17 protein-coding genes, 1 pseudogene and 1 riboswitch are annotated in these 17229 nt (G+C 68.6%); of the genes and pseudogenes, 11 read left to right on the plus strand and 7 right to left on the minus strand.

All coding sequences use genetic code 11. From position 1 onward, the window contains the following. The first annotated feature begins 45 nt into the window (after positions 1–45). Both CAM01S_RS11440 and CAM01S_RS11445 read left to right on the plus strand, forming a co-directional pair. Positions 46–432 carry a DUF5997 family protein gene (locus CAM01S_RS11440; RefSeq protein WP_066521522.1) on the plus strand — a complete coding sequence of 129 codons (387 nt, stop codon included), beginning with the start codon at positions 46–48 and terminating at the stop codon, positions 430–432. Positions 433–449: 17 nt separating this feature from the next. Then, positions 450–977: an Lrp/AsnC family transcriptional regulator gene (locus CAM01S_RS11445; protein WP_066521528.1), complete on the plus strand. Its 528-nt coding sequence runs from the start codon at positions 450–452 to the stop codon at positions 975–977. Positions 978–1576: 599 nt separating this feature from the next. Here the strand turns inward: CAM01S_RS11445 and CAM01S_RS14905 are convergent. After that, the gene (locus CAM01S_RS14905) at positions 1577–2716 is read right to left on the minus strand and encodes a hypothetical protein (RefSeq protein WP_066521538.1); all 1140 of its coding nucleotides are present in this window, start codon (positions 2714–2716) and stop codon (positions 1577–1579) included. On the opposite strand from CAM01S_RS14905, the gene CAM01S_RS14710 reads away from it, so the two are divergent. From CAM01S_RS14710 to ribH, 6 genes and pseudogenes are all read left to right on the plus strand, one after another. Next, positions 2715–2966, plus strand: a complete 252-nt coding sequence (locus tag CAM01S_RS14710) for a hypothetical protein (protein WP_066521550.1) — start codon at positions 2715–2717, stop codon at positions 2964–2966. The genes CAM01S_RS14905 and CAM01S_RS14710 overlap by 2 nt on opposite strands. A 212-nt stretch (positions 2967–3178) precedes the next feature. After that, the gene (locus tag CAM01S_RS11465) at positions 3179–4534 is read left to right on the plus strand and encodes an alpha/beta hydrolase (RefSeq protein ID WP_066521553.1); all 1356 of its coding nucleotides are present in this window, start codon (positions 3179–3181) and stop codon (positions 4532–4534) included. A 5-nt stretch (positions 4535–4539) separates the two neighbouring features. Continuing rightward, positions 4540–7065, plus strand: coding sequence for a bifunctional lysylphosphatidylglycerol flippase/synthetase MprF (locus CAM01S_RS11470; protein ID WP_066521557.1), 2526 nt, complete (start codon positions 4540–4542; stop codon positions 7063–7065). Positions 7066–7090: 25 nt separating this feature from the next. After that, positions 7091–7224: riboswitch (FMN riboswitch) on the plus strand. Positions 7225–7298: 74 nt separating this feature from the next. Next, positions 7299–7916, plus strand: coding sequence for a riboflavin synthase (locus tag CAM01S_RS11475; protein ID WP_066522233.1), 618 nt, complete (start codon positions 7299–7301; stop codon positions 7914–7916). After that, positions 7913–8572 (plus strand): annotated as a pseudogene (gene ribB, locus CAM01S_RS11480) (3,4-dihydroxy-2-butanone-4-phosphate synthase); the annotation flags it as partial. The gene CAM01S_RS11475 and the pseudogene ribB, both read left to right, overlap by 4 nt. A 17-nt stretch (positions 8573–8589) precedes the next feature. Then, entirely contained in the window at positions 8590–9072 is a 483-nt protein-coding gene (gene ribH, locus CAM01S_RS11485) for a 6,7-dimethyl-8-ribityllumazine synthase (RefSeq protein ID WP_066521559.1), read from the plus strand. A 61-nt stretch (positions 9073–9133) separates the two neighbouring features. On the opposite strand, the gene CAM01S_RS14715 is transcribed toward ribH, so the two are convergent. Both CAM01S_RS14715 and CAM01S_RS11490 read right to left on the minus strand, forming a co-directional pair. Beyond that, entirely contained in the window at positions 9134–9304 is a 171-nt protein-coding gene (locus CAM01S_RS14715; protein WP_157071546.1) for a hypothetical protein, read from the minus strand. Positions 9305–9391: 87 nt separating this feature from the next. After that, the gene (locus CAM01S_RS11490) at positions 9392–9949 is read right to left on the minus strand and encodes a TetR/AcrR family transcriptional regulator (protein WP_066521561.1); all 558 of its coding nucleotides are present in this window, start codon (positions 9947–9949) and stop codon (positions 9392–9394) included. Positions 9950–10032: 83 nt separating this feature from the next. On the opposite strand from CAM01S_RS11490, the gene CAM01S_RS11495 reads away from it, so the two are divergent. From CAM01S_RS11495 to CAM01S_RS11505, 3 genes are all read left to right on the plus strand, one after another. Then, entirely contained in the window at positions 10033–11643 is a 1611-nt protein-coding gene (locus CAM01S_RS11495; protein ID WP_083527991.1) for an MFS transporter, read from the plus strand. A 109-nt stretch (positions 11644–11752) separates the two neighbouring features. Beyond that, on the plus strand, positions 11753–12298 hold the full coding sequence (locus tag CAM01S_RS11500; RefSeq protein ID WP_083527992.1) for a flavin reductase family protein: 546 nt from the start codon (positions 11753–11755) through the stop codon (positions 12296–12298). A 43-nt stretch (positions 12299–12341) separates the two neighbouring features. Beyond that, positions 12342–12956, plus strand: a complete 615-nt coding sequence (locus CAM01S_RS11505; RefSeq protein WP_066521562.1) for a superoxide dismutase — start codon at positions 12342–12344, stop codon at positions 12954–12956. A gap of 104 nt (positions 12957–13060) precedes the next feature. Here the strand turns inward: CAM01S_RS11505 and CAM01S_RS11510 are convergent, their stop codons facing one another. From CAM01S_RS11510 to CAM01S_RS11525, 4 genes are all read right to left on the minus strand, one after another. Further along, positions 13061–13681: a TetR/AcrR family transcriptional regulator gene (locus tag CAM01S_RS11510; RefSeq protein ID WP_066521565.1), complete on the minus strand. Its 621-nt coding sequence runs from the start codon at positions 13679–13681 to the stop codon at positions 13061–13063. 73 nt (positions 13682–13754) lie between these two features. Next, positions 13755–15278, minus strand: coding sequence for a serine hydrolase domain-containing protein (locus tag CAM01S_RS11515; RefSeq protein WP_066521568.1), 1524 nt, complete (start codon positions 15276–15278; stop codon positions 13755–13757). Then, on the minus strand, positions 15275–16624 hold the full coding sequence (locus CAM01S_RS11520; RefSeq protein ID WP_373277705.1) for a cryptochrome/photolyase family protein: 1350 nt from the start codon (positions 16622–16624) through the stop codon (positions 15275–15277). Before CAM01S_RS11520 ends, CAM01S_RS11515 begins: the two co-directional genes overlap by 4 nt. Next, the gene (locus tag CAM01S_RS11525) at positions 16621–17109 is read right to left on the minus strand and encodes a MarR family winged helix-turn-helix transcriptional regulator (protein ID WP_066521574.1); all 489 of its coding nucleotides are present in this window, start codon (positions 17107–17109) and stop codon (positions 16621–16623) included. Before CAM01S_RS11525 ends, CAM01S_RS11520 begins: the two co-directional genes overlap by 4 nt. Between the last annotated feature and the right edge of the window lie 120 nt (positions 17110–17229).

Genomic DNA, 17229 nt, shown 5'->3' on the forward strand with positions numbered 1-17229 from the left:
GAATCACCATACGGGTCGCTCGCCATCGTCCCGTACGCTTAATCCATGGTGAAGGAACAGACGATGAAGCCGGAGACGGCCGCCAAGAAGCTCGGCGTGCTCCTCCAGGCCACGCCTGACGACTTCCGGTCGACGCCGATGACGCGCACCGCATTCGATGCCCTTCGCACCGATCCGCCGGAATGGCTCGAGCACCTCCGCCGCGTCGGACCGCACCCGCGCCCAGTCGTCGCTGCCAAGCTCGGCGTGTCGGTCTCAGGGCTCGCGCGAGCAGGGGTCGACGAACCGCTGACAACCGATGAGATCAAGCAGCTCCTCGAGACCATGCCGGAATGGCTCGTCCGGGAGCGGGCGACGCAGGCGGCGGTTCGGGCCGAGAACGTTCGTGTGAAAGAGCAGCGCGCCGCGCGGGCGGCACGCGCTGTGCACTGAACGGCAGACGCAGACTCGTGACGGCGCTGGAGCAGCGATCGGGCACCGGGGCACCACGCTTCGACGCCATCGACGAGCGGATCCTGTGGCTCCTGGCCGCCGACGCTCGGATGCCGAACAATCGGCTCGCCGCTGAGGTCGGCATCGCCCCGTCGACCTGCCTCGCCCGCGTGCGCGCGTTGGAAGAGGCGGGCGTGATCCGCGGCTACTCCGCCGACATCGACATCAGTCGACTCGGCTTCGCGATCGAAGCGGTGGTGAGCGTCCGGGTGCACGCCGCCGCCCGGCATGAACTTCGCGCATTCGCGAAGCGTCTCCTCCGCGTTCCGGTGGTGCGGGACGTCTCATTCATCGCCGGTGAGAAAGATTTCCTCGTGCACATCGCCTGCTCCTCCACGGAACAGCTCCGCGACTTCGTCGCGGACGAGCTGTCTGGGGACCCATCGGTCGCGGCGACGCAGACGAACATCGTCTTCGAGCGCCTGGTCGCCGATCGCCGCGGTCAGGCTGCGTCGTTCGACGAGTTGCGTCGCTGGCACGCCTGATCAGCGGGCGGAACGCTCACCCGGCGTGCCCGCGGTGGACGTCGGTGCAGGCGTCGTGATCCTGACCATCGGGGTGTGCGGAATCCCGTCGTCGAGGAACACGGTGCCGGTGGGATTGTCCGCTTCGGCTGGGCCAGCGTCATCCGCCGATTCCGGTGACAGGAACGCAGCATCAGCCGAACCAGTCCTCGGCGTCGAGGGAGCGCAGGCCCCGCTGCTCGCACAGCCAATCCAGCAATTGCCCGCGGCGAGGCGCGATGCGGCCCCTCCAACCGCGTCAACCATTGGTACCGGTCGTCCTGCATTCCTTGTGCCGCCGTACAGCGCGCCCGGAACAGGCGGAGCCCTGCCTACGGCGGGTGGCGCGGGGCCCGGAGCTCCCGACGGCGGCGCGGGACCCGCGGGTGCACCAGGCGTCGCCGACGTTGTGGGCATCACTGCACCGTCGATCGCGGTGGGGACGGCGTCCCCCCGCCTCGCGTTCCTAGCTCCCGAATCCCCGGTCTTCGCCCACGACACCACTCCTGACTGAGGTGCGCTCGCCCCTGCCCGTACGGCAGGACGAGCACTGCCGCACCAGCGGCATGAGAACACCTCGATTACAGGAGTACTTCCATGAACAAATGGGTTACGAGAGGCCTTTGGTTCGGCCTCCTCGTCGGCGGAATGTCGCTCGGCGGCGCTGCCGCCGCAAACGCGGCAACGACCACCGGATCTGACGGGATCGGTTCCGGAACGCAGGTGGCCGGCGTGGTAAGCGTGCCGCTCAGCGTCACGGGAGACGCGTTGAGCGTCCTCGGGTCCAGCACGAGCACCACCCCGACGACCCCGGCGCCGTCTTCCATCTCGACAACGCCGGCATCGACAGTGCCGGGCGGGGGCGCGTCTCCCTCGGGCACGTCCACGTCCGGTTCCTCCGGCACAGCATCGGGAACGCAAGTCGCCCCCGTCGTCTCGGTGCCGGTGACCATCACGGGCACGTCCGTCGCAGTGGGAGGCACGTCTGCGGCCTCACCGCAGGTTGCGCCGGCTACGAGCCCCGCAAAGGCTGCTCCCGCGACCTCGACCTCCGGTTCGAACGGGACCGCTTCCGGTTCACAGCTCGCGCCCGTCGTCTCTGCTCCGGTGACGCTCTCCGGCAACGCGATCAGCGTGCTTGGCCACTCGAGCGCTCCGGCGTCGGGATCCGCACCATCATCGCCGACGGCCACGACGTCGACGGGGTCGACGGAGCCCGGCGCGTCCACCGGCACGCCGGCCGACACGACGAGCGGGTCGCACAGCATCGCGTCCGGCACGCAGATCGTCCCCTCGGCCAGCGCACCGATCAGCGTTGGTGGGAACGCGCTCGCGCTCCTCGGCACTGCGGCCGTCACCGGGTCGCCGGCCGACACGACGAGCGCTCCCAGCGGCGCGGGAAGCGGGCAGAACGCCAGCACGTCCGGTGCGGGCGGCACGGGATCGGGAACCCAGATCGCGCCAATCCTCGGGATTCCGCTCACGGTCTCCGGGAACAGCATCTCGCTGCTCGGGTCGGCCAGCACGTCGCCGAGTGGTTCGGGTTCGACGACGACTGGTGGTTCGGGTTCGACGACGACCGGTGGTTCGGGTTCGACCACGACGGGCGGCACGGGTTCGACGACGACCGGTGGTTCGGGTTCGACCACGACGGGCGGCACGGGTTCGACGACGACGGGTGGTTCGGGTTCGACCACGGCTGGTGGGACCGGTTCGACCATGACGGGTGGCATCGGTTCGACCACGACGGGTGGGGTCGGTGTGGCGTTCGGTGACACTCCGGCAGTGATCACGCCGGCGTCCGCGCAGACTGCCCTCCGATCGTCCGCGGTCCCGACCGTCACGACGGCCGGGAGCGGGGGCGAGCTCGCGTTCACCGGGTCACCGCAGAACCTTCCGCTGCTGTTCGCGGGTGCGCTCGCCGCAATCGCGCTCGGCGGAGGCCTGCTCATCGCGCGGCGCCGACTCTAGGCGTCGGGGGCTCCGTCCTGACCACGGGAGGGACGGAGCCCCATTCTCCGCGTCCATCGCGGCTGCGATCTCGGTAGCCAGGCCCGTCTCCTTTCCATAGCATGGGAACTCGATCAGTGCCGATAGTCCGTTTCCTGTGAGCAGCCGTAGTGGCGGCATCCCCTGTTCGCAGGGACCATCGGGGACGATGAGGCGGTACCGAAAGGCCCATCGTGTTCTCGTCCTTGCTCCACATCCCGATCATCTCGCCGTCGGTGCTCGTCCCCGCGTATGCGCTTGCGGCCGTGACGACGATTGTGGTGCTGCTCGATCTCGGCCTTGATCGTCGGCTCTTGTCCCAGCGCGACCGCGCGTCTGCTTCACGTGTGCGCGTGCGGCGGTTGCGGAACCTGCTCATCGCGGCCGTGATCGGCGCGGCTGTCGGGCTGACCGCGATCTGGTGGGTGGGGGACGTTCAGGACGCCTTCGGTGTCGCCTTCACGCCTGTCGAGCGGATGTGGATCGCGTTCACATTCGCCGCCGCGGCGATGTTCGTCGTAGCGATGGTGCAGGGCGGTCGGCAGCGGAGGCTCGTCGCCGTCGCGTCGCTGGCCAGCGTCGCGCTCGCCGCCGGCCTTGGAATCAACGTGGACTTCGGGGCGTACCGCACGCTCCAACAGGCGCTGATGATCAACCCGTATCCGACCGTCGGACTCGCGTCGCAGCACCCGGCGAGCCCGGGGGCCACGCTCGTGGACGCCGCCGCGTGGACGCCGCCGACCGGCATGCCGAAACATGGCATGCTCACTCGGCTCTCGATCCCGGGGGTGGTCTCGGGCTTCCACGCGCGCGACGCAGTGGTGTACCTGCCGCCGGCCGCGCGCGTTGCCGATCCGCCCGTGCTCCCAGTCATCGTCAGCCTGTCCGGGCAGCCGGGCCAACCGTCCGACATGTTCCAGTCCGGGCAGCTCGCGGTACAGCTCGACAAGTACGCGGCCGCTCACAAAGGACTCGCTCCGATCGTGGTCGCCCCGGATCAGCTGGGCGCGCCCAATCGGAATCCGATGTGCGTCAATTCCCGGGCCCTCGGCAACAGCGGAACGTACATCACCACCGACGTCGTGCACTGGATCAAGCATCACTTGAACGTCGCAGCGACCCCCGACTCGTGGGGCCTTGTCGGCTTCTCTGAGGGCGCCACCTGCGCGGTGCAGTTCCTCAGTGGTGATCCGCACGACTTCGGGAGCGCGTTGGCGATCTCCAGCGAGCTGCAGCAGCAGGAGGGCAGTATCCGACAGACGGTCACGGCCGCCTACGGCGGGTCGATGCGGCGCTACCTGGATGCGACGCCGATCGCACTGATGCGCGAGCATCAGCCGTTCGCTGACCACCTGATCGTGTTCGCGGTCGGGCAGAACGACCATCGCTACCGAAAGTCCACGCAGGCGCTGCAGCACGCCGCAGTGTCCGCCGGCATCCAAACCGCGGTCATCGTGTCACCACATACCGCCCACGACTGGTACACGGTGCGATATTCGTTGCAGCACGGCCTGCTCAAGGTGATTGCGCACGAAGGTCTGCCACGATAGCTCCGATGCAACAGCGCGCGGGGATTCCGAACGCTGCGCGAGCAGCGGGGCTCGTGCGGCGGTACCCGTTCACGGCGATCGTCGCGGCCCTCGTTGTCACGGTCAGTGCGGCCGATCTCTGGATTCGGCTGGCGACGCGAAGCACGGGTTCGCATGACCCGCTTCTCGCCGTCAGTCCGCTGCGATCCTTCGCCGTCGTCGCGGTCTCGAGCAGTGTCGCATCATTTCTTCTGACGGTGCTCGGCGTTGTCGTGATCCTCGGCGCAGCCGAGCGCCTCATGGGATGGCGTCGCTCGCTGCTCGCGTTCCTGGTGACCACGGTCGTTGGAACGGGCATCGGCGCGTTGGCGACCGTGATCGACACCGAGTCGCAAAGCCCGGGTCCGCTGTTCCTCGGTCACGCCACGAGCTTCGACCCGTGGACTGCTGTCGTCGGAACCATCACCACCGCGAGCGCTTTCGCCGGTGCGCTGTGGCGCCGGCGCATCAGAGTCATCGCGCTCGTCGCTGTGCTCGGACTTCTCCTGTACGCGGGGCATGCGTCTGACCTGTACGCGACGCTCGCAGCGCTCGCCGGTATCGCGCTCGGCGAGATGCTCCGCAAGTCGCCGCGGCGCCTCGGATGGCGCCGCAGTTCGCACCGGGAGAGCCGGGTGCTGCTTGCGGCGGTCGTCTTCGTGTCCGCCGTGGGACCGGTCGTCGCACTCGTGTCCCGCGCCCGAACCGGTCTCCTCGCGCCGGTCGCAGCGGTCGTCGCAAGTGGGTCCGTCGCCTCGCGCCCGCAGTGCAGCGTCCGTCAGGTCACCGACCAATGCGTGCAGAGCCTCCAGAGTTTCCACGTGCACGGTCCGGTCGAGTTCCTCCTCGGGATCGCGCCACTCGCGGTCCTCGTGATCGGAGCATTCGGTCTGCGGCGCGGGAGTCGGTTCGCACTCTGGACCGTGGTGGGCGTCGAGGCGCTCAACGGCCTCGCGACGGCGATCTACTACGGCGTCTCCCCGAGCAAAGCGGTCAGCGACATCGATCTCTCGCCGCCGGACCAGCAGCTCGTGGTCTCGCTCTCGCTCGCTGCGTCGGTCGTACTTCCCCTCGCCACCGCGCTCGTGCTGATCATTCGGCGCTCAGACTTCCGTGTCCCGACGCCACGGCATCGGGCTCGCACGTTCACGTTCGTCGTTGTCGGTTCCGGAATCGTCCTGGCCGCAGCCGTCGTCGTCGTCGCGATGTTCGTTCGTGTGACAACGATCGACCCGATCGTGCTGGCACTGGCGGTGCTCGGCCCACTCACGCCGGCCTCCGTTATCGCGACGGCGGCCCACGCCCACCCGATCCTGCGTCTCGCGGTCGGCCTCGCCGGCCCCATCGAATGGGTGGTCATCGCCGTCGCACTCGCCTGGGCGACCGGAGCGGGGACACCGCGGGACGGCGGCGAGGACCGGCGCCTCGGCCCGGTCCTGCCTGGCAGCGCGCGAGCCGCGCGCGAACTCGTCCACGTCGGCGGGGACGGCTTCGCGTGGATGACCACCTGGGAAGGCAACGATCTCTGGTTCAGCGACGACGGTCGAGCGGCGATCGCGTACCGCAGAACGGGACATGTCGCGGTGACGCTCGGCGGTCCCTTCGGATATCCGGAGGCGCGGAGTGCAGCCTGGGAGGGGTTCGCGCGATTCTGCGACGACATCGGCTGGACCGCCGTGTTCTACAGCGTTGCCCCGTCGGATGTTGCGGCGCTTCGCGACCGGGGATGGTCGATCGTCCCCGTGGCGGAGGACGCCGTGATCGATCCCACCGACTGGACGATGTCGGGAAAGCGGAAGCAGGACGTCCGGACCTCGGTCAATCGCGCACAGCGCGCGGGTATCACCGCGCAGCGGCGTCGGTGGACCGAGCTCACTGCGGCTGAGATTCGTCAGATCGAGTCGATCTCGGAGGAGTGGGTCGCGACGCGCGACCTGCCCGAGATGGGCTTCACCCTGGGCGGCATCGACGAGATGCACGATCCGGAGGTGGAGACCCTGTTCGCCGCCGACGCGGACGGCCGTATCCTCGCGGTGACGAGCTGGCTGCCGTCGTTCCGGGATGGTCGACTGATCGGGTGGACGCTCGACGTCATGCGGCGCCTCCCCGATGCGCCGAACGGCGTGATGGAGTTCCTCGTTGCACGCGCGGTCGAGGATGCTCGAGAACGGTCGCTCGAGTTCATCGGGCTCTCTGCCGCGCCGCTCGCCGGCGTCGAAGCGGGTGCCGGCGGCGTCAACGCAGCGCTCGACATCGTCGGGAATGTGCTCGAACCCGTCTACGGATTCCGGTCGCTGCTTCGATTCAAAGCGAAGTTCGGACCGGAGTTCCGTCCGCTCGTCATGGCGCTCCCGGACCCGGTCGCGCTGCCGGCCATCGGACTCGCCGTCGCTCGCGCCTACCTGCCGGGGCTGTCCGCCCGGCAGTCGATCGCGCTGCTGCGGTCCCGGTCGGACGCCGCCCCTCGGGAACCTGCGCGCGAGCCGGAGCGCCAGCCCGCAGGTCACGACTGAGTCCCGCTGGGGTATCGTTCCTAGCACAGCGCTCCGGGGTCGGTGCAATTCCGAACCGGTGGTGACAGTCCACGAGCCGCAGGCGGCGCAATCCGCCGGCGGTTGACTCGGTGCAATTCCGAGACCGACGGTGAAAGTCCGGATGGGAGGCAGCGCTCACGACGACGGCCCTGCCGTTCGCCGTGCGACCGACCGTCGATGCTGCCCCGGAGTCCCACCAGACAGAGGACATCGTGTTCACCGGCATAATCGAGGAAATCGGCGTCGTCGACGGTATCGACGACCGTGGCGACTCCATCGCACTCACCGTTTCCGGCCCGACGGCTGCGAGCGACGCGCGGCATGGGGATTCGATCAGCGTCTCCGGCGTGTGCCTGACGGTGGTCGAGCACTCACCGACGACCTTCACGGCGTTCGTGATGCGGCAGACGCTCGCGATGAGCGCGCATGGCGCGTTGCGCGTCGGCGACCACGTGAACCTCGAGCGGGCCGCTCGTGTGGGCGACCGACTCGGCGGGCACATCGTGCAGGGGCACATCGATGGGACGGCGCGCATCGTCGAGATCGAGAACGGCGCCGAGTGGCGTCGCGTTCGCCTCACGCTCGATCCGGCACTTGCTCCGCTTGTCGTCGACAAGGGGTCGATCGCCCTCGACGGTGTCAGTCTCACCGTGAGCGCAGTGGCTCCGGAATCGGCTGACCCCGAGACAGCGTGGTTCGAGGTGAACCTCATTCCCGAGACGCTCGCCGCGACGACCTTCGGCGAGCGCCGCGTCGGAGACCTGGTCAACGTTGAGACCGACGTGCTCGCGCGGCATGTCGCTCGCATGCTCCGTCTGGAGGCGCGATGACCGACACCGACGCTGGCTCGCCGACCAGCGCCTCCCGGCTGGCGACGATTCCGGAGGCGCTGGTCGCCATCCGTGCGGGCCGTCCGGTGATCGTCGTCGACGACGAGCACCGTGAGAACGAGGGCGACATCGTGTTCGCCGCGGAGACGGCCACTGCCGAGTGGGTCGCGTGGACGGTGGCGCACTCGTCCGGGTTCATCTGCGCGCCGCTCAGCGGGTCGATCGCGGACGCCCTGGACCTTCCGCCGATGGTGCAGCGGAACGAGGACGTCCGACAGACTGCCTACACCGTCACCGTGGATGCGGCATCGGGCGTGACGACGGGGATATCCGCGCACGACCGGGCCCGGACGCTGCGCGTGCTCGCGGACCCGCGGTCGACCCGAGACGATCTCCACCGACCCGGGCACGTGGTCCCGCTGCGGGCGAGACCAGGCGGAGTGCGCGAACGTGCCGGCCACACCGAGGCGGCGATCGAATTGGTGACCCTCGCCGGGCTCCGTCCTGCGGCGGCGATCTGCGAGATCGTCGCTGCCGATGGGGAGATGATGCGATTGCCGGAACTCATCGAGTTCGGGGGTCGCGAGGAGGTGCCGGTCATCACGATCGCCGCACTGATCGAATGGGTCGCAGGAGCGCCAGCGGCGCGTGCTGCCGAGACAGGGAGTGGACGATGAGCGGAGCCGGAGCGGCGGAGCGCGACGATGTCGATGGTCGCGGGATTCGCGTCGCGGTCGTGGCCGGATCATGGCACGCGGTGATCGCGGATGGGCTGCTGCAGGGCGCGCTCCGCGAGATCGAACGCCTTGGCGCCACGCCGACGGTCATTCCGGTTCCCGGGAGCTTTGAGCTGCCGGTCGTGACGAAAGCGGCGTTGGACGCCGGTGCGGATGCGGCCGTGGCGCTCGGTGTAATTATCCGGGGCGGGACGCCGCACTTCGACTTCGTGTCGGATGCGGCGACGAGTGGCCTCACCCGCGTCGCGCTGGACACCGGCAAGCCTGTGGGCTTCGGGGTGCTGACACTCGACGATGAGCAGCAGGGGATCGACCGTGTCGGGTTCGCCGATTCGAAGGAGGACAAGGGCGCTGAAGCCGCTCACGCTGCGATCGCGACCGCGGTCACCCTCCGAGGCATTCGAGACTCGGCGCGATGAAAGCAGCGACCGATGTGGGGAATCAGCGACCGTTGCCGGAGATCGGCAACGGAGCCGGAGATCAGCGGCGGCTGAAGACGTGAATCGGGAGCGCGAACGAGATCGCCATGAGGATGATGCCACCGAAGAACACGAACGCCTGACCGCTCGCCACCTGAAACGCGAAGGCGAAGAGGTACATCGCGACGAGCAGGAGCAGGATCGAGAAAACTGCGGCGACGACGCGTCCCACGGGCACCTCCGGAATGAGCGGTTGTTCGAGAGCCCAGTCTAGTCCCCATGCTCGGCGGCGCCGGCCGCGAACAGGATGCCGGCGGACCTACGCGGCCGGGCCGTTCGCGATCAGCCGGTCCACGACCTCCAGAAGGCGTTCGATGTCGACGACGTCGACGGGTGAGAGAGGGGCAGCCGGTGCGTGTACCGAGCCGAGCGCCGCGGCGTGGTACAGGCCATCGCCCATGAGCTTCACCGCTTGCGCGGTTGGAACATCGCCGAGCGCGTCGACGAGCGCTTCGAGCCACGCATGTTCGGTCTCGTCGAGCGTTCGTCGGGCTTCTTCGTATCCAGCCTGCTGGAGCCGCGCCGCCGCGAGCAGCGCGAGGTCCAACTCGCTGCCGACGAACTGGCAGTTGCGGACGAAGTAGCGCGCCGCGCCGTCCGGGGCGGAGCGCATCTTCGCAACGTCGGCGGCCGAGAGATCCGACAGGCGGTCGCAAAGGCCATCAACGAGCGCCGCTTTGGAACCGAAGTGGTAGAGCAGGCCGCCCTTCGAGACGCCGGCGCGCGCGGCGACGGCATCGAGCGTTGCGACGCGCTCGCCGTCGTCGCAGACGATCGCGACGAAGGAATCGAGGATTCTGTCCCGCGCGCTCGCCATTCCGGCAGTCTACGGATTCGCCGCCGACGGATCGGAGCGTCGGGGCGGCAATTTGCCAGCCAAACCGTCCAGACGGTACAGTAATGCGCGCGCATTCGCCGGGCCGTGCTCCGAGTGCCGTCCGCATCATCGTGTCGTTCGTCATCGTTTCGGTTTGGAGTCCCGTGTCGCTGTCCACGCTGTCGCTTCCCGTCGCGCGCCCGGTCCGCTCCGGCCGCGCGCGGCGGTTCGGCGCGCTTGCGGTGCTGATGCTGCCGGTTCTGCTGATCTCGACCGACAACACGATCCTCAGCTTCGCGCTGCCTGCGATCTCGAAGGCACTGCGGCCCGATGCCCGAACCCTCCTCTGGATGGTCGACGCCTACCCGCTCGTCCTCGCCGGCCTGCTGGTCATCATGGGGAGCCTGGGTGACCGAATCGGCCGACGTCGCATCCTGCTGATCGGCGCGAGCGGGTTCGCCGCGTTCTCCGCCGTGGCCGCGTTCTCGGTCGCCGCCTCCATGCTCGTGCTCGCGCGCGTCGGCATGGGAGTGTTCGGGGCGATGCTGATGCCGGCAACGCTGTCGATCATCCGAAACGTGTTCACGGACCGCGCGGAGCGGCGTACCGCGCTCGCAGTCTGGTCGACGATGTTCGCCGCAGGCAACGCCCTCGGTCCGCTCATCGGCGGCGTCCTGCTCGCGCACTTCGCATGGGGGAGCGTGTTCCTCGTCGCGGTCCCTCTGCTCGTGGTGCTGCTCATCGCCGCACCGATCTTCATCCCGGAGTCGCGCGACCCGAATCCGGGCCCGGTCGACCTGGTGAGCATGGCGCTCTCACTTGGCGCGCTGACCCCCACCGCCTGGGCGATCAAGACCGTCACCGATCCGACCATGCGTGGCGCGGCGTTCGCGGCGCTCGTCGTCGGTGTCGTCTGCGGAACGCTGTTCGTGCGGCGCCAGCTGCGCGCTCGGACGCCGATGCTCGATCTGCGGCTGCTCCGGAGCGTCCCGTTCACCGGAAGCATCATCGTGAACATGGCGGGGATGTTCTCGCTCACGGGCTTTCTCTTCTTCACCGCGCAGCACCTGCAGCTGGTCGCCGGCCTCGGCCCGTTCGACGCGGGGCTCGTCCTCATCCCCGGGTCGGTGCTCTGCATCGTCGCAGGGCTCGGCGTCGTGCCCGTCGTTGCCAGGGTGGCGCCGCGGTGGGTGGTCTCGGTGTCGCTCCTCTTCTCTGCCGCCGCGAACATGCTCGTCGCACTGCTCGGACATGAGATCACTGTCGCCGGGATCGCCATTGCGTTCGTGCTGCTCGGCATCGGTATCGGTGCGTCGGAGACCGTGACGAACGATCTCGTAGTCGCCACCGCACCGCCCGAGAAATCCGGCGCCGCATCGGCGATGTCCGAGACCGCGTACGAGATCGGCGCCGTCCTCGGGACGGCAGTGCTCGGCACGATCCTCACGACGATGTATCGGATGGGTGTTGCCGTGCCCAGTGGTCTCACTGGCGCGCAGCGGGCGGCGGCGGCCCAGACACTCGGCGGAGCGATCGATGCGGCGCACGCGCTCGGCGGGTCACTCGGGCAGGCGCTCGCCGCGTCCGCGCGGGCAGCGTTCGATTCGGGCGTCACGATCACCGCCGGGGTCGCGGCGGCGTTGATGCTTGCATGCTCGGTCTGGAGCTGGTTCACGCTGCGGCACGCTCGCTGAATCTCCGAATCGGCTGATCAGCGGGGCCCGTGAGGTTCTACGGTGGAGGGGTGACGGAAACGTCATGATGCCGAGCCCTTCGGGGCGCCGTCCACTCGAGAACCTGGTTATGTCTGACGTCGATCAGGGGCAGACGCCCAGCGCAGTCGCACCCGCGCCATCCAACCTGGCGGATGCCTACCGTGCAGCGTTCCGAGCACACCCGGCGGGCGTCGCCGTGATCACCGCTGACGGGTCTGACGGGCCCCGTGGACTCACCGCATCCTCCGTCGCGTCGGTTGCACTCGACCCGCCCGTGCTCGTCTTCTCGCTCTCGACGAATTCCGGCTCGGCGGCCGCGATCCTCGGCGCTCCGGTGTTCGTCGTCCACCTCATGCACAGCGGCGGCGTGCAACTCGCCCGCCGATTCGCGTCGACTGGTGCTCCGACCATCGACGAGCCCGGTGTCTGGGCGACCCTGCCGACAGGCGACTGGTATCTTCCCGCCGCGGCGTCGGTGCTTCGATGCCGACCGCTCTCAACGACTCCCATCGAGAGCTCGACGGTCGTGGTCGCCGAGGTGCTCGACATCGTGCTGGGCACCGACCGGGGCGACCCGCTCGTTTATCACCACCGCGAGTTCCACTCGCTCTCCGAACGTTCCCGGCTCACCTGAGTTCCGGGACGAACTGACGTCCAACCACACGAAAGGACCATTCATGGCTGAGTACACACTGCCGGACCTGCCGTACGACTACGCAGCGCTCGAGCCGCACATCAGCGGCAAGATCATGCAGTTGCACCACGACAAGCACCACCAGGCATACGTTACCGGGGCGAACACCGCGCTCGAGCAGCTCGCGGAGGCACGCGAGTCGGGCAACCTCGCGAACGTGAACAAGCTCGAGAAGGACCTCGCCTTCAACCTCGGTGGTCACGTCAACCACTCGATCTTCTGGACCAACCTCAGCCCGGAAACGAAGCGTCCCGAAGGCGAGCTCGCCAGCGCAATCGACGAGTTCTTCGGCTCCTTCGAAAAGTTCCAGGCGCACTTCGCGGCGGTCGCCGCGGGCATCCAGGGCTCCGGATGGTCGGTGCTCGCCTGGGATGTCGTGGGGCAGAAGCTCAGTGTCTTCCAGCTCTTCGACCAGCAGGCGAACGTGCCGCTCGGCCTCGTGCCGATCTTCATGCTCGACATGTGGGAGCACGCGTTCTATCTCGACTACCTCAATGTCAAGGCCGACTACATCAAGGCCGTCTGGAACATCGTCGACTGGGAGAACGTGGCGAAGCGATTCGCGAACGCCAAGTCGCAGCAGTTCGTCACCGTCTGACAATCGGCACGTCCAAGGTCGGCGCCGAGCGGTGCCGACCCGGCAACAGCGATGGCCGCCGCGTGCAGAGGTGGCCATCGCTGTGTCGCCAGTGTCTCTGATGGTCAGGCGAGCGCCGCAGCGGCGCCCGGAGCGGTGGCAGTGACGCCGTTCTGGTCTGGAGCCGCGTGCCAGCGCTCGTCTGCCGTGTGCGCCACCGCTCGAAGCGCTCCGTCGAGATCGAACCGGTCGTCAAGCAGCGCACCCCATTGCGCTCCGCGCGCGGCGAGGACGATCCGTTCCGCAATGGTTCGTGCCGCGACGGGGTCTGACACGCGCGTTGCGCACCATGCCGTCACCGTGGTGACGTCGCGCTCGTGCAGCGTGCGGTGGACGGCTCGGCCCGTGAGTGCCGCTACTGCGCCGACCTCGAACGCGAGCCGGGCGGCGAGTGCGCGGTCCGGGTCATCGAGACCCCCATACGCGTCGAGAAGGAACGCGGCCAACGCCGTCTGATCGCCGTTGGGGTCAAGGGCGGCGGACCGCGTGTTGTCGGCGAGATCGACCACGATCGCGTCAATGAGGTTGGCGCGATTTCCGAAGTGGTAGACCACCGGATACGCGCTGGTGCCGAGCACCTGCGCGAGACTGCGAACGGAGACCGACTCGAGTGGAGTGGTTCGCAGATGCTCGGCGACTTTCCGAATGATGGCGGGCTTCAGCGTCGGGTCTGGCTTGCGGGGCATGGAGTTCCTCGAGGTACCGGATGGGGAACTCATATATTAGCGACGAAACTCTGAATGCCGAACCGTGGGCCGGTCAGGAGGCAGCGGACCCCTCAGATGACCAGTCGACCGTCAGCGCCTGCACTCTCCCCGACATCGGCGGAGCGAGCCGGATCGCGACGACCACTGAGCCGTTGGACCCCGGGTATCGCCACGCCAGGTGCGTCGGCGCTTCGCTCCATTCGTCGATGGCACCGCTCCGAGCAGCACCGATCCCCGCGCGAGCGAACGCCTCCGCGGCTCGGCGGCGGCGTTCGTCGTAGGGGCAGTCGAGCCGAACGTTCGCGGTGAACAGGTCGTCGGCGGCGCGGTCGCTCCAGTCGGCAAGGAGGCGCATGGTCAGGAGTTGCGCGCGTCGCGTTGCGTCGAGCACCCGTGCTGTGCCGATCGAGGTGTCGCCCACGGGGTCGGTCGCGCGCAGGATCCGGAGCGACGCATCGTGGAGCTGCTCGGCCGCGTCGATGACGCGCGCGCCCGTTGCATTCTCGAACGCGATCGCGCCGATGCCGTCCTCGACCGACCAGCGCATGTGCGCGGAGTACCCCGGATACCCACCGGAGTGCGAGACAACCGTCCCGATGCCCGGACGTTCCTCGACCATCAGGCCGAAGCCGTACCCGATGCTCCTCGCGTCCTTCGGCATCGTCCTCGCCGCCTGTTGCATCGCCCGCCGAGCAGCCCGAGACGGTCCGACATCGCCCTGCTCTGCGACCGGTACTGCCGAGTCTGCGAACGCGTCCGCCAGGAACCCGCACCACCGCGCCAGGTCCGCTGTCGTCGAGAACAGACCGCCGATGCTCGAGAACGCGCCGGGACCGGTCCAGGGCAGCGATTCGAAACGCCCGTCGCCGACCGGCCGGTGTCCAACCGCAACGGGCACGCGGCTGGGTGCGCTGAAGGCCGTGTCGGTCAGCTCGAGCGGTCGCAGCAGCTCGCGTTCGACGAACGCGTGGTAGCCGATGCCCGAGGCCACGCCGACCACGCGCCCCAGCAGCGCGTAGCCGAGATTCGAATAGGCGAACCGGGTTCCCGGCACGCTGTCGAAGAGCAGCCCGTCGCTGAGGATCGCGTCGAGCGCGTCGTCGTCGATGGACTCGAGTCGGTCCGCCCAGGGATCGTCTGTCGGGAATCCGGCCGACATCGTCACGAGCATACGGAGCGTCGGCACCGGCGCATCCGCGCTGGGGAGTCGAACGCGGCCGAACGTGGGCACCCATGCCGTGATCGGGTCGTCCAGGGCAACAGACCCTCGCTCGACGAGCAGCATGATCGCCGCCGCGGTGAAGCTCTTCGTGCAGGAGGCGATGCGGTACGCCGTCCGCGCATCCGGCGGTCGTCCGTCGCCCCGGTCTCCGGCGCCACCCGATGCGATGACTCCGCCCCGATCGAAGACCGCCCATGCGCTTGACGGAGTGAACTGCGCACGCACCCGCTCGTGGAACAGTGTGTCCGCGGCCGCTCGGATGCGCTCGATGCGCTCGTCGGCCGGGCCCCCGCGTGCGCCGGCCGGGCCCCTGCGTGCGTCGGCCGTGCCCCCGCGCGCGTTGGTCGGCGTCATGCGTGCCGCATGCGGTCGTACGCGTCGAGCGCGCGCTGACGCGATGCCTTGAGGTCGACCATCGGCTCCGGTCGCTCCTCGTCCGTGGGCAACCACCGATCGATGTACCGCCGGTCCGGGTCGAACCGCTTCGCTTGCAGATCCGGGTTGAAGACCCGGAAATAGGGAGCAGCATCGAACCCTGACCCGGCGACCCACTGCCAGTTCGCGGGATTGTTCGCCGGGTCCGCATCGACGAGGGTGTCCCAGAACCACTGCTCGCCGACGCGCCAGTCGACGAGCAGGTTCTTGACGAGGAAGCTCGCCGCGGCGAGCCGAACCCGGTTGTGCATGATCCCGGTCGCCCACAGCTCGCGCATTCCGGCGTCGACGAGATCGAACCCGGTCCGCCCAGACCGCCACCGCTGTACGACATCGTCGTCTGGCTCGCGCCACGGGAACCGATCGAACTCGGCCCGCACGTTGCGGGTCGCGAGATCGTCGACGTGGAAGTACTCGTGCCAGTTGAACTCCCGCCACGTGAGCTGCCGCAGGAACGACGCACGGTGCGCTGCGGACGCGTGCCGCGCCTCCTGGACGAGGTGCCAGATCTGGAACGGACTGATCTCCCCCCAGCGCAGGTGCGGCGAGATGGCGCTCGTCGCCGACCGCGCCGGCTCGTCGCGGTGGTCGTAGTCGTCGAGACCGTTGTCGAGGAACCGGTGGAATCGTCGGTGCGCACCGAGTTCTCCCGGCTCCCAGACCGTGCGCATCGTCGACGCCCAATCGGGACGCGTGGGATTCAGCTCCCACGAGTCGAGGTCGTCGGAGGCGATGCCGTGCGGAGGGCGCGGAATGGCTCTCGGCTTCGGGAGGGGCTCGCGGGGTGGCGTCGCGTTCCGCGCGGCATTCCAGAACGGCGTGAAGACCTTGAAGGGGTCGCCCTGGCCCGTTCGCAGTGTCCACGGCTCCCACAACAGGTTCGCCGCGAAGCTGCGGACCGTGCGGCCCTCGTCCCGGAGGCGCGTCTTGATTTCGGCGTCGATCCCGCGTTCAGCCTGGCCGTAGCGCCGATTCCAGAACACGGCTTCCGCGTCCGTCTCCTCGACGAGTTCGCCGATGATGGGCGCCGCCGGTCCACGGCGCAGAATCAGTCGGGAGTCGCGGCTGTCGAGCTCGTCCGCCAACCGTGTCAGCGACTCGTGCAACCACCAACGGCTCGCGGCGCCTGCCGGACGCACACCCGGACTGACATCGTCGAGAATCCAGACGACCGTGACCGGGCGGTCGAGCTCGATCGCAGCGCGAAGTGCCGGATTGTCGCCCAGTCGCAGGTCTTCTCGGAGCCAGACGATCGATCCGCTCATCGGCACGGATCCGATTGCGGGGCCGTTGTGGACTGCCGGGTCAACGAGGCGGGGACGCCGTGGCGCAGCTTGTCGGTCAGCCGCTCGAGCGTTGCGAGCTCATCGTCAGTGAGTGCGCCTCCGACGACGTCGGCGATGGTCGCGGCGTGACGAACGGCCACCGATCGATAGAGCGAGTACCCGAGCGCGGTGAGACGGACCACGACACCGCGCGCGTCGGCGGTGTCCGGACACTTCTCCACGAGGCCGCGCGCGACGAGTCGGTCGACGAGCCGACTGACGCTCGGCTGCGTGAGGAGAAGATGTTCGGTGAGGTCGCGCATTCGCGCCCGGCGGTCCGGCTGCCGCGACAGGTTGAAGCAGACGTCGTATTCGTTGAATGACAGCTCACCCGACGGAAAGTCCGCGTTCAGCGCGCGCATGACCGTGACCTGCGCTCGGAAGAGGGACTCCCACGCGGCGACGGCCCCGGCTTTGTCGCTCATGAGCCGCTCCTTTCGCTGGAGTTCCCCACCCTATCCGCGCGAACGCTCGGTGCGCCGCGACAGCAGGCGCACTGTGCTGACAGGCTGGCGCCCGAACGCTCGGTGCGCCGTGACGTCGGG

Source organism: Curtobacterium ammoniigenes NBRC 101786 (assembly GCF_001571045.1).
GTDB lineage: Bacteria > Actinomycetota > Actinomycetes > Actinomycetales > Microbacteriaceae > Curtobacterium > Curtobacterium ammoniigenes.

Coding starts and splice junctions, on each gene's coding strand:
- CAM01S_RS11440 (WP_066521522.1), top strand. CDS start 46: ATGGTGAAGGAACAGACGATGAAGCCGGAGACGGCCGCCAAGAAGCTC.
- CAM01S_RS14710 (WP_066521550.1), top strand. CDS start 2,715: ATGACGGGTGGCATCGGTTCGACCACGACGGGTGGGGTCGGTGTGGCG.
- CAM01S_RS14905 (WP_066521538.1), bottom strand. CDS start 2,716: ATGGTCGAACCGGTCCCACCAGCCGTGGTCGAACCCGAACCACCCGTC.
- CAM01S_RS11470 (WP_066521557.1), top strand. CDS start 4,540: ATGCAACAGCGCGCGGGGATTCCGAACGCTGCGCGAGCAGCGGGGCTC.
- ribH (WP_066521559.1), top strand. CDS start 8,590: ATGAGCGGAGCCGGAGCGGCGGAGCGCGACGATGTCGATGGTCGCGGG.
- CAM01S_RS11490 (WP_066521561.1), bottom strand. CDS start 9,949: ATGGCGAGCGCGCGGGACAGAATCCTCGATTCCTTCGTCGCGATCGTC.
- CAM01S_RS11495 (WP_083527991.1), top strand. CDS start 10,033: ATGCGCGCGCATTCGCCGGGCCGTGCTCCGAGTGCCGTCCGCATCATC.
- CAM01S_RS11500 (WP_083527992.1), top strand. CDS start 11,753: ATGTCTGACGTCGATCAGGGGCAGACGCCCAGCGCAGTCGCACCCGCG.
- CAM01S_RS11505 (WP_066521562.1), top strand. CDS start 12,342: ATGGCTGAGTACACACTGCCGGACCTGCCGTACGACTACGCAGCGCTC.
- CAM01S_RS11510 (WP_066521565.1), bottom strand. CDS start 13,681: ATGCCCCGCAAGCCAGACCCGACGCTGAAGCCCGCCATCATTCGGAAA.
- CAM01S_RS11515 (WP_066521568.1), bottom strand. CDS start 15,278: ATGACGCCGACCAACGCGCGCGGGGGCACGGCCGACGCACGCAGGGGC.
- CAM01S_RS11520 (WP_373277705.1), bottom strand. CDS start 16,624: ATGAGCGGATCGATCGTCTGGCTCCGAGAAGACCTGCGACTGGGCGAC.
- CAM01S_RS11525 (WP_066521574.1), bottom strand. CDS start 17,109: ATGAGCGACAAAGCCGGGGCCGTCGCCGCGTGGGAGTCCCTCTTCCGA.